Source organism: Sphingomonas changnyeongensis (assembly GCF_009913435.1).
Classification (GTDB): Bacteria; Pseudomonadota; Alphaproteobacteria; order Sphingomonadales; family Sphingomonadaceae; genus Sphingomonas_B; species Sphingomonas_B changnyeongensis.
Genome location: NZ_CP047895.1, coordinates 2,595,353 through 2,606,281 on the forward strand (window position 1 = coordinate 2,595,353; position 10,929 = coordinate 2,606,281).

Genomic DNA, 10,929 nt, shown 5'->3' on the forward strand with positions numbered 1-10,929 from the left:
GCGGCGTGAGCCGCAATACAGACAACTCCGGTGCCGCCCTTGCGCCGTTAGGCGCAGCACAGACAACTCCCGCCCCGCGCGCAGATGCGGCCTGACCGCGTTAGCCCTTCGGCGCAGCGTCCTTGGTGCCCGGCCCGTCGACCGTGCGGATGTGCAGTTCGCGCAGCTGCTTGGCCGTCACCGTGCTCGGCGCGCCCATCATCAGGTCTTCCGCCTTCTGGTTCATCGGGAACAGGATGACCTCGCGGATATTGGGCTCATCGGCCAGCAGCATGACGATGCGGTCGATGCCGGGGGCCGACCCGCCATGCGGCGGCGCGCCATATTTGAACGCGTTGATCATGCCGGCAAAGTTGGTGTCGACATCCTGCTTCGAATAGCCGGCGATCTCGAACGCCTTGTACATGATCTCCGGCCGGTGGTTCCGGATTGCGCCCGAACTCAGCTCCACGCCGTTGCAGACGATGTCATACTGATAGGCAAGGATGTCGAGCGGATCCTTGGTCTCCAGCGCCTCCAGCTCGCCCTGCGGCATCGAGAACGGGTTGTGCGAGAAATCGATCTTCTTCGCATCCTCGTCATATTCATACATCGGGAAGTCGACGATCCAGCAGAACTCGAACCGGTTGCGGTCGATCAGGTCCAGCTGCTCGCCCAGCCGGGTGCGCGCGGCCCCGGCGAGCTTTGCCGCCTGACCTTCCTTGCCGGCGGCAAAGAAGATGCCGTCATCCGGGCCAAGGCCCAGCTCGGCGATCAGCTTGCGGGTCGCTTCCTCGCCATGGTTCTTGGCGATGGGACCGCCCGGCTCGCCGCCCTTCTGGGTGATATAGCCAAGGCCGGCATGGCCCTCGGCGCGTGCCCAGTCGTTCATGTCGTCGAAGAATTTGCGGCTGTGCCCGGCGGTGTTCGGCGCCGGGATGGCGCGGACGACGCCGCCGCCCTCGACGATGCGCGCGAACAGGCCGAAGCCGGAGCCGCGGAAATGCTCCGACACGTCCGAAATCACGATCGGGTTGCGCAGATCGGGCTTGTCCGACCCGTATTTGAGCATCGATTCGCGATACGGAATGCGCGGGAACGGCGCGGCGCTGACCTGACGGCCATTGGCGAATTCCTCGAACACACCGTGCAGCACCGGCTCGATCGCGGCGAACACATCGTCCTGGGTGACGAAGCTCATCTCGAAATCGAGCTGATAGAACTCGCCCGGCGAACGGTCGGCGCGGGCGTCCTCGTCGCGGAAGCAGGGCGCGATCTGGAAATAGCGGTCAAAGCCCGCGACCATGATCAGCTGCTTGAACATCTGCGGCGCCTGGGGGAGCGCGTAGAATTTGCCCGGATGGACGCGGCTGGGCACCAGATAGTCGCGCGCGCCCTCGGGCGACGAGGCGGTCAGGATCGGGGTCTGGAACTCGGTAAAGCCCTGACCGATCATGCGCTGGCGGATCGACGCGATCACCTGGCTGCGCAGCACGATATTGGCGTGCAGCCGCTCGCGCCGCAGATCGAGGAAGCGGTAGCGCAGGCGGATATCCTCGGGATAGTCGGCCTCGCCCGCCACCGGCATCGGCAGTTCCTGCGCCGCCGACTGGACGGTGACGCCGCGCGCGAACACCTCGATCTCGCCGGTCGGCAGCTGCGCGTTGACGGTCGCGCCGGCACGGGCCTTGACGACCCCGTCGATGGTGACGACCGATTCCGCGCGCAGCCCGTCGAGCACCGGCAGCGCCGGGGAGTCGGCGTCGGCGACGATCTGGGTCATGCCGTAATGATCGCGCAGATCGACGAACAGCACGCCGCCATGGTCGCGCTTGCGGTGGATCCAGCCCGACAGACGGACGGTTTCGCCGACATTGGCGGCGCGCAGGGCGCCGCAGCTGTGCGTACGGTAGATATGCATGGCGGCCTAACAGGCCCTCGCACCGCGCTTGTCAAGCGCGCCATGCGTATCGGGGGCCGCGTTCCCCCGCCCGCGCCCGTCCGGCCCCTGCCCCGGCGGGGTCTGGCGGCGGGTCTGGATGATCGCCGCCGGCGATGCTACCGGGCACCATGCACATCCATCCGCTGATTACCGATACTGCCAGCCTAGCCGCGCTGTGCGCCCGCCTGTCGCAGGCCCGTTTCGTCGCGGTCGATACCGAGTTCATGCGCGAAAACACCTTCTGGCCGGACCTGTGCCTGATCCAGATCGCCGACGAGAATGAGGCCGCGGCGATCGATCCCAAGGCCGAGGGGCTGGACCTGACGCCGCTGCTCGACCTGCTGGTCGCCAATGAGGATGTGCTCAAGGTGTTTCACGCCGGCGGCCAGGATGTGGAGATCATCCACAATCTGACCGGGCGGACCCCGCATCCGATCTTCGACACCCAGATCGCGGCCATGGCGCTCGGCCAGGGGGATCAGATCGGCTATGGCAATCTGGTCGACAGCTGGCTGGGCATTCAGCTCGACAAGGGCGCGCGCTTTACCGACTGGGCGCGCCGCCCGCTCGACCAGCGCCAGATCGACTATGCGATCGGCGACGTGACCCATCTGGTCAGGATTTTCCCGATGATCCTTGCCAAGCTGGTCAAGAAAGGGCGCGGCGACTGGCTGGACGAGGAAATGGAGCGGCTGGCGGACCCGGCCAACTATGTCAACGAACCCGAACTGGCCTGGCTCAGGGTCAAGGTGCCCAGCCGCAAGGCCGATGTGCTCGGCCGGCTGAAGGCTCTCGCCGCCTGGCGCGAGCGCGAGGCGCAGGGCAAGAATCTGCCGCGCGGCCGCATCGTCAAGGACGAGACGCTGGCCGATCTCGCTGCCCATCCCCCGCGCCAGCAGGCGGACCTGACGCGGGTGCGCGGCCTGTCGGCCGGCTGGGGCGGCAATGACATTGGCGGGCGGCTGATGAAGGCGCTGGCCGAGGCGCAGCCGCTGCCCGCCGCCGAAATGCCGCGCGACGAACGGCGGCCGGGGCTGGGCAAGGATGGCAGCCTGGTCGCCGATCTGCTGAAGCTGCTGCTCAAGATCCGGGCGCGCGACATCGATGTCGCCCCCCGGCTGCTCGCGCGCACCGACGAGCTGGAACTGCTCGCCGCCGGGCGGCGCGACGGGCTGTCGATCCTGACCGGCTGGCGCTTCGATCAATTCGGCAAGGATGCGCTCGATCTGGTCGAAGGGCGGCTTGCCTTTGCGGTGCGCGGCGGCAAGCTGAGCATGGCCCGCACCGAACAGCCGGCCGGGGAGAATGGCGGATGAGCAAGCGACGCCCGACCTTTGACCGTTCCGTGCTGGCCGGGGCGATGCTCGGCGCGCTGCTGCTGTCGGGCCTGTCGGCCTGCGGCAAGAAGCCGCGCCCGCCGCGCACCCCCGCCGCCACCCCGCCCTGGACCGGATGCAGCACCGCCTCGCTTGAGGATTTGGTGGGCCGCGAAGCGTCCGAACCGACGATCGCCGAAGCGCGCAAGCGCGCCGGGGCGGCGCTCGTCCGGCTGAAACCGCCGGGGGCCATGGTGACGATGGATTACCGGCCCGACCGGCTGAACCTGACCCTCGACGCGCAGAACCGGATCACCGCGCTCAACTGCGGCTGATCCGGCGCCCGACTGCCGCCAGTCGGGCCGCACGGTCAGGGCGCGCGGTCAGGCTGCACCCAGGGCCGGTTCCAGCCCCATCGCCTGGGCCAGCTGGCGGTGCCGTTTTTCGACCGCATCGCCGTAATAATCGCCCATGCCGGGGGCAAAGCGCAGCATCAGCCGCCCGTCCTCGACGCCCAGCGACGTCGCGCCCAGGGGTCCGGCGACCCCGCCGCTCAGCCGCTGGCCAAGCCGGATCGCCAGCCCCCATTCGGCGGCGCGGCGCAGATCGGCGGGGCTGGCCAGCCGGTCAAAACCGGGGATCGGGGCAACGCCGCCGCCAAAGGCGGTGAACAGCGCCTGCCCCATCATCGCCCGGCCGCGCGCATCCACGCCCACCCAGGCCCCGTGAACGGCGGTTTCAAGCGCGCGTTCGGCGCGGAATTCGGGGTTGGCGCGCCAGCCGACATCGCCGAGCAGGCATGACGCCAGCCGCAGCCGGGCATCGGCATCGCCCTCGAACACCGGCGCGATCCAGCGGTCGAGCAGATCGCCATGTTCGCGAAACCGGCCCTGCACCTCGGCCTCGGCGCGGCAGGCGGTGATCAGCGGATCCTGGCCGCGCAGATCGGGATCGAGCAGATCGTAGAGCAGCCCTTCGCGCAGGCCGTAAGCCGAGACGACCAGCTCGCGCGCGTCGAGCATGTCGACCAGCACGGCCAGCAGCAGCGCCGCCTCGCCCAGCGTCGCGATGCGCCCGCCCGACAGCGACGGGATGGCGCGCAGCCGCGCCCGGTCCGCCTGGGCGACCGTCTGCACCAGCCGCTCGGCGGCATCGGCAGGCATCCGATATTGGTGGATGATCGGCAGCGGATAGTCGCTGAACGCCATGTCGACCCGCGCCAGCGCCCGCCATGACCCGCCGACCAGATGCAGCGGCAGGCCGCGCGCACCGGCCAGCCAGGGCGCGCGCGCCAGCTGTTCGGCCACTGCCCGTTCGACCGCGGCGCGCGGCTTGCCCCGAAGCGCCGCCAGCCGCAGCACGCCAAGCGGAAACGACGCGCAGTCGCCGACGGTGCCGCCCGCCAGCCGGGTCAGCTCCAGGCTGCCGCCGCCCAGATCGCCGACCAGCCCGTCCGCCCCCGGAATGGCCGACAGCACGCCGAGCGCGGCCGCACGGGCTTCCTCCACACCCGACAGCAGCTCGACCTCAAGGCCGAGCGCCGCCGCGCGGGCGAGCAGCGCGGTGCCGTTCGACGCATCGCGCACCGCCGCCGTCGCCACGGTGCGCAGCCGGGTGACGCCCATCGCATCGACGAGCCGGCGGAAGCGCGCCAGCGCCCGCCCCGCCGCCTCCAGCGCATCGGGCGCGATCTGGCCGGTTTCGGCCAGATGCTCGCCCAGCCCCGCCGTCACCTTTTCGTTGAACAGGATCGCCGGCACCCGCGCCGGCCCGCCATAGACGACCAGCCGGATCGAGTTGGAACCGATGTCGATGATCGCCGCGCGCGCGGCCAGCGGTTCGGCCGCCGGCAAGCGCAGCTGCACTGCGGTTGCGCTCATGCCCGGCGCCCGACGCTCAGCTTGGGCACCTGATCGCTGTTGGCGAGCGCCGTGCCGCGCCCCGACAGCGACGGATTGGTCATGAAATAGCGGTGCAGGTTGAACGGCCGCTCGCCCGGCTGGGTGCGGACATAGGCCCCGTCCGCGCCCAGCTCCCAGCTCTGTTCATTGTCGATGAGATTGGCGACCAGCACCTGATCGAGCACCTGATCATGCACCGTCTTGTTGGTGATCGGCAGCATATATTCGACGCGGCGGTCAAAGTTGCGCGGCATCCAGTCGGCCGAGGAGATGAACAGCTTTGCCCGGTCATTGGGCAGGTCGCGCCCGCCCCCGAAGGCGAAGATGCGGCTATGCTCGAGGAACCGGCCGACGACCGATTTGACGCGGATATTGTCCGACAGGCCGGGCACGCCGGGGCGCAGGCAGCAGATGCCGCGCACGATCAGCTCGATCGCAACGCCCGCCGCGCTCGCCTCGTAGAGCTTCTCGATCATCGCGGGGTCGACGAGCGAGTTCATCTTGGCCCAGATGCCCGCCGGGCGGCCGGCACGGGCATGGGCGATCTCCTCGTCGATCAGCGCCGCGATCCGCGCCCTCAGGTCGAGCGGCGACATGGCGAGCAGCTCCAGCTCGGTCGGCTCGACATAGCCGGTGATATAGTTGAACAGCTGCGCGGCATCGCGCCCGGCACGCGGATCGGCGGTGAAATAGCTGAGATCGGTGTAGATGCGCGCCGTCACCGGATGATAATTGCCGGTGCCGAAATGGCAGTAGGTGCGGTAGCCCTCACCCTCGCGGCGGACGACCATCGACACCTTGGCATGGGTCTTCCACTCGATGAACCCATAGACGACCTGCACGCCCGCCCGCTCCAGCGCCGAGGCCCAGAGCAGGTTCTGCTCCTCGTCGAACCGCGCCTTGAGTTCGACCACCGCCGTCACCGACTTGCCCGCCTCGGCCGCCGCGATCAGCGCCTGGATGACCGCCGACTGCTTGCCCGCGCGGTAGAGCGTCTGCTTGATCGCCACGACGTCAGGATCGGCCGCCGCCTGCTGCAGGAATGCGAGCACGACGTCGAACGTCTCATAGGGGTGATGGACGACGATGTCCTTGGCGCGGATGGCGGCGAAACAGTCGCCGCCATATTCGCGGATGCGCTCGGGAAAGCGCGGGCTGAACGGCACCCATTTCAGGTCGGGCCGGTCCTCCTCGACCAAAGCCTCCAGATCGCCGATGCCAAGCAGCCCGTCGGCCTCGGTCAGGATCGCATCGGCGGCCAGTTCGCCGCGCACCAGCGTTTCCAGCGCATCGGGCATGCTCGCCTCCAGCTCCAGCCGGATCACCCGGCCGCGGCGGCGGCGCTTGATGGCGCTGCGGAAATAGCGGACCAGATCCTCCGCTTCCTCCTCCAGCTCGATATCGCTGTCGCGGATGATGCGGAACCCGCCCGCACCCAGCACCCGGTAGCCCGGAAACAGCAGATCGGTGAAGCAGCGCAGCACCGATTCCATCGCGATATAGCGCGCCGGCTCGCCCGGAATGCGCACGAACCGCGGCAGCGTCGGCGGCAGCATCACCAGTTCGCGGATCGGTTCCTTGTCCGACAGGCGGACAAGGTCGAAGATCAGCGTCAGCCCCTTGTTGGGGATGAAGGGAAAGGGATGCGCCGGATCGAGCGCCTGGGGCGTGATGATCGGGAAGATCTGGTTGCGGAAATGCGCCTCCAGCCAGCCCCGGTCGGCGGGGTTCAGATCATCGCCGCGCACCACGCTGACGCCCGCACCCTGCAGCGCATCGCGCAGGTCCGCCCAGACGCGCTGCTGGCTTGCCATCAGCGCCTCGGCCCCCTCGGTGACGGCGGCAAGTTGCTGCACCACGGTCAGCCCGTCGAACGCGCGTTCCTCGACGCCCTGCATCTGCTGGCCCTTGAGGCCGGCGACGCGGACCATGAAAAACTCGTCAAGGTTGGACCCGGAAATCGACAGGAAGCGCAGCCGCTCGAGCAGCGGATGCGCGGGGTTGCACGCTTCCTCGAGCACCCGGCGGTTGAACGCCAGCCACGACATTTCGCGGTTGAAATAGCGCTGGTCGCCGGCAGGGGCCGTGCGGTCGTCTGCGGGGTCGAGCGGCCGGGGGCGGGCCATCAGAACAAATCCTCCTGCTTGTGACCGAACAGGTCGCGCGCCAGCCTTACCGAAATCCGCACGCGCTTGGCGAGGGCGGCCTCGTCGAGCAGATCGACCGCACGCAGGATGCCGACATAGCTGCGCTCGATCCGCGCGCCGAGCCAGGGGGCAAGGTCGGGCGGACAGGCCAGCCCGCGCTGGGCGAGCAGCTTGTCGATCAGCGCGGCGGTCATCGCCTCGTCCGGCTCGTCGATCCGCACAACCGGCGTCGCCGCCAGCCGCGAACGCAGATCGGGCAGGCGGACGCGCCACGCCGGCGGCGGCTGATCGGCGATGATCAGCAACGGGCGGCGATCGGTCTGAGCGGCGTTCCAGGCATGGAACAGCTCATCCTCCGGCCGGCGTTCGGCATCGTCGAACAGCCGCCCGCCGCTCGACCGCGCGAACAGCCGGCCAAGCAGGCTGCGCCCCGATTTGCGCGGGCCGACAAGGATCGTCGCCATCACCGGCCAGGTGCCCCAGTGATCGAGATGGCGCACCGCCTGGGCGTTCACCTCGGCCACGATGAAGTCTTCCTGCCGCTCCTCGGCCGGCCAGCCCAGCGGCAGCGCCATCTGGCTCATCTGGGGGGCTGCGCCCCGCCGCGCCGGATGCGCAGCGCGCCGGCACCTTCCTGCACCTGCCAGCCGCGCGCGACGAGCGCGGCGCGCAGCGCGGCCTGATCGCCCTCGAACGTCACCCGCATCACCGACACGCCGCCGAGCGCAAGGCTGGACGTCGCCGCCCCGCGCACGCCCGGCACCGCGCGCACCGCTGCCTCGGCCGCGCTGACCGCGGCGGCATCGGGGGTGTCGAACTGGATCGTGACCGCCGTGGCCGCCGGGGGCGGTGCATCGGTCAGCTGCCCGTCATCGCCCGCCATGTCTACGGGATCATCGACCGTTTCGGGCAGCAGCGCGGCCATGTCGATCGCCAGCCCCGGATCGGGGCTGAGCCGCCCGGCCTGAAGGGCTGCGGCATAGAGCGCGTCCATCCGCTTCACGCCCTCGTCCATCAGCCGGGGCAGCGCCTCGCTCGATCCGACGCGCAGCACGAAACCGCCCAGATACTGGCGATCGGGGCCGTGATAGGCGGAAAAGCGCCCGATCACCGGTCCGCCCGGCCATTCGCGCAGCAGCCGCACCTCGGGGATCAGCACATCGGCCGCGCCATAGCTGTCGAGCAGCAGCCGCCACCAATTGCGCCCGGGCCTCAGGCTCTGCCCGGCATTGAGCACCAGCGGATCGACACCGGTGCCGGTCGGGCGGACATAATCGACCGGGCTGGATCCGGTGCGGAACCGCGCCCAGGCCTGTTGCCACAGGCTGCGCGCCTCAAGCGCCTGGGCGGTGCCGCCCGACCATTCGATCGGCAGCACCAGCATCGGCGCGGACCGCCTCAGCCCGCCCGACGCGCCCAGGATCTGGCCGGTGCGGGCGCGGTCGAACAGCACGCCCAGCCGCGCGACATAGCGGCGCGGGCCGATCTGTTCATCCTCGACGACGATGCCCGCGACCATCTGGTCAAGCGCCGAATCGGACAGGCTGGGGCCGGGCGTGCCGCCATGGGTGCGCGCCCACAGCGCCTTCCAGCCGCGCCGCTGCGCCTCGCGCCAGCCGCCCAGCCGCGCCGCATCGGCGTTCGGCCCGGCGACATCGACCTCGATCCCGCCGACCTCGAAACTCGATGAACTGTCGATCGGCGGCACGCCGCGCTCGCCCTCGATCTGCGCGCGCAGGCCCGCGCCGCCCAGCGTCCAGCCAAGCGCCGCGAGCGCACAGGCCGCAGCACCCAGCACCGGCACGGCACCGGCCGGCACCGGCGGCAGCAAACGGAAACGGGCAAGCACGGTCACGCCGCCCTTCTGGCGTGTCGGCGGTGGAAATCCAAGCATGTTGTCGCTAGGGCCGGGAACATGACGGACAACAAGCCCTATACCTATGCCCAGGCCGGCGTTTCGATCGCGGCGGGCAATGCGCTGGTCAAGGCCATCGCCCCGCTGGCGCGCGCGACGCGGCGGCCCGGTGCCGATGCCGATCTGGGCGGCTTTGGCGGATTTTTCGACCTGAAGGCGGCGGGCTATACAGACCCGCTGCTGGTCGCCGCCAATGACGGGGTGGGCACCAAGCTCAAGCTTGCGATCGAGCATGACCGGCATGACGGGGTGGGCATCGACCTTGTCGCCATGTGCGCCAACGACCTGATCGTGCAGGGCGCGGAGCCTTTGTTCTTCCTCGATTATTATGCGACCGGCCGGCTGGAATCAGGCGTCGCCGAACGGGTGATCGCCGGCATTGCCGAGGGGTGCCGCCAGGCGGGCTGCGCGCTGATCGGCGGCGAGACCGCCGAAATGCCGGGCATGTATGCGCCGGGCGATTATGATCTGGCCGGTTTCTGCGTCGGCGCGGTCGAGCGCGATGCCGCGCTGACCGGCAACCGGGTGCAGGCGGGCGACCTGATCCTCGGCATCGCCTCTTCGGGCGTGCATTCGAACGGCTATTCGCTGGTCCGGCGGCTGGCCGCCGACCGGGGGTGGAAGCTCGACCGCCCGGCGCTGTTCGACAATGAGGTGCTGCTGATCGATGCGCTGATGGCGCCGACGCGCATCTATGTCCGCGCGCTGCTGCCCGAGGTGCGCGCCGGGCGCATCCATGCCCTTGCCCACATCACCGGCGGCGGCCTGCTGGAGAATATTCCCCGCGTCCTGCCCGCCGATCTTCACGCCCGCATCGATGCCGATGCCTGGCCGCAGCCGCGGCTGATGGCGTTTCTGCAGGCGCAGGGCGCGATCGAGCCGGCGGAAATGGCGCGCACCTTCAACTGCGGGATCGGCATGGCAGTGATTGTCGCCCCCGACATGGCCGAACAGGTGACCGCCGCGCTGACCGAAGCGGGCGAGCAGGTGTTCACCATCGGCCGGATCGAGCCGGGCCAGCGCGGCTGCACGGTCACCGGATCGGCCGAGGCGTGGAGCGCGCGCGAACGCTGGGACGCGGTCCATCTTGGCTGATCCGGCCCGGATGCCCGCCCCCGCTCTCGGCCCCGGCCCCGCTGCCCCCGTCCCCAAAGCGCGGGTCGGCGTGCTGATCTCCGGCCGGGGATCGAACATGGCGGCTTTGCTCTATGCCTCGCGCCTCGCCGGTGCGGCCTATGAGATCGTGCTGGTCGCCGCCAATGATCCGGCAGCGCCGGGGCTGGATCTGGCGCGCGCCGAGGGGATTGCGACCTTTGCCCACAGCCATGTCGGCATAAGGCGGGCGGCGTTCGACGCGCTGATCGACGAACAGCTGCGCGCGGCGGGCGTCGAATATGTCGCGCTTGCCGGCTATATGCGCCTGTTATCGCGCGATTTTGTCGTGAAATGGCAGGGCCGGATCATCAACGTCCATCCCTCGCTGCTGCCGCTCTACAAGGGGCTGGACACGCATGAGCGGGCAATCGCCGCCGGCGACCGCGAGGCGGGCTGCTCGGTCCATATCGTCACGCCCGAACTCGATGATGGGCCGGTGCTCGGCCAGGCGCGGGTGGCGATCCTGCCCGGCGACACGCCCGACAGCCTCGCCGCCCGGGTGCTGATCGCCGAGCATCAGCTTTATCCGCGCATCCTGAACGCGTTCGTGGCCGGGCAGCGCTGACAAGGCGTT

Annotated in this window: 8 protein-coding genes and 1 pseudogene; 4 read left to right on the forward strand and 5 right to left on the reverse strand. The window is 69.6% G+C overall.

All coding sequences use genetic code 11. The features are described from left to right. Nucleotides 1–100: 100 nt before the first annotated feature. Nucleotides 101–1,900: an aspartate--tRNA ligase gene (gene aspS, locus GVO57_RS12735; RefSeq protein ID WP_160593537.1), complete on the reverse strand. Its 1,800-nt coding sequence runs from the start codon at nucleotides 1,898–1,900 to the stop codon at nucleotides 101–103. Between the two features lie 149 nt (nucleotides 1,901–2,049). On the opposite strand from aspS, the gene rnd reads away from it, so the two are divergent. Together rnd and GVO57_RS12745 are read left to right on the forward strand one after the other, a co-directional pair. After that, complete coding sequence (gene rnd / locus GVO57_RS12740) at nucleotides 2,050–3,237, forward strand: ribonuclease D (protein ID WP_160593539.1); 1,188 nt, start codon at nucleotides 2,050–2,052, stop codon at nucleotides 3,235–3,237. After that, complete coding sequence (locus tag GVO57_RS12745; RefSeq protein ID WP_160593541.1) at nucleotides 3,234–3,572, forward strand: I78 family peptidase inhibitor; 339 nt, start codon at nucleotides 3,234–3,236, stop codon at nucleotides 3,570–3,572. The genes rnd and GVO57_RS12745 overlap by 4 nt, the downstream gene beginning before the upstream one ends. Before the next feature lie 48 nt (nucleotides 3,573–3,620). On the opposite strand, the gene GVO57_RS12750 is transcribed toward GVO57_RS12745, so the two are convergent. From GVO57_RS12750 to GVO57_RS12765, 4 genes are read right to left on the reverse strand one after another with little or no spacing between them, the layout of a single operon-like run. Continuing rightward, on the reverse strand, nucleotides 3,621–5,117 hold the full coding sequence (locus GVO57_RS12750) for a Ppx/GppA phosphatase family protein (protein ID WP_160593543.1): 1,497 nt from the start codon (nucleotides 5,115–5,117) through the stop codon (nucleotides 3,621–3,623). Then, nucleotides 5,114–7,264 (reverse strand): RNA degradosome polyphosphate kinase, encoded by a 2,151-nt coding sequence (locus tag GVO57_RS12755; RefSeq protein ID WP_160593545.1) that lies wholly within the window; start codon nucleotides 7,262–7,264, stop codon nucleotides 5,114–5,116. The genes GVO57_RS12750 and GVO57_RS12755 overlap by 4 nt, the downstream gene beginning before the upstream one ends. Beyond that, nucleotides 7,264–7,869, reverse strand: a complete 606-nt coding sequence (locus GVO57_RS12760) for a P-loop NTPase family protein (protein ID WP_160593547.1) — start codon at nucleotides 7,867–7,869, stop codon at nucleotides 7,264–7,266. Before GVO57_RS12760 ends, GVO57_RS12755 begins: the two co-directional genes overlap by 1 nt. After that, nucleotides 7,866–9,179, reverse strand: a complete 1,314-nt coding sequence (locus GVO57_RS12765) for a heavy-metal-associated domain-containing protein (protein ID WP_233281379.1) — start codon at nucleotides 9,177–9,179, stop codon at nucleotides 7,866–7,868. Before GVO57_RS12765 ends, GVO57_RS12760 begins: the two co-directional genes overlap by 4 nt. Before the next feature lie 21 nt (nucleotides 9,180–9,200). Here GVO57_RS12765 and purM point away from each other — a divergent pair, with 21 nt between their 5' ends. After that, complete coding sequence (gene purM, locus GVO57_RS12770; RefSeq protein WP_160593549.1) at nucleotides 9,201–10,295, forward strand: phosphoribosylformylglycinamidine cyclo-ligase; 1,095 nt, start codon at nucleotides 9,201–9,203, stop codon at nucleotides 10,293–10,295. Nucleotides 10,296–10,305: 10 nt separating this feature from the next. Further along, nucleotides 10,306–10,917, forward strand: a pseudogene (gene purN / locus GVO57_RS12775) (phosphoribosylglycinamide formyltransferase); the annotation flags it as partial. Between the last annotated feature and the right edge of the window lie 12 nt (nucleotides 10,918–10,929).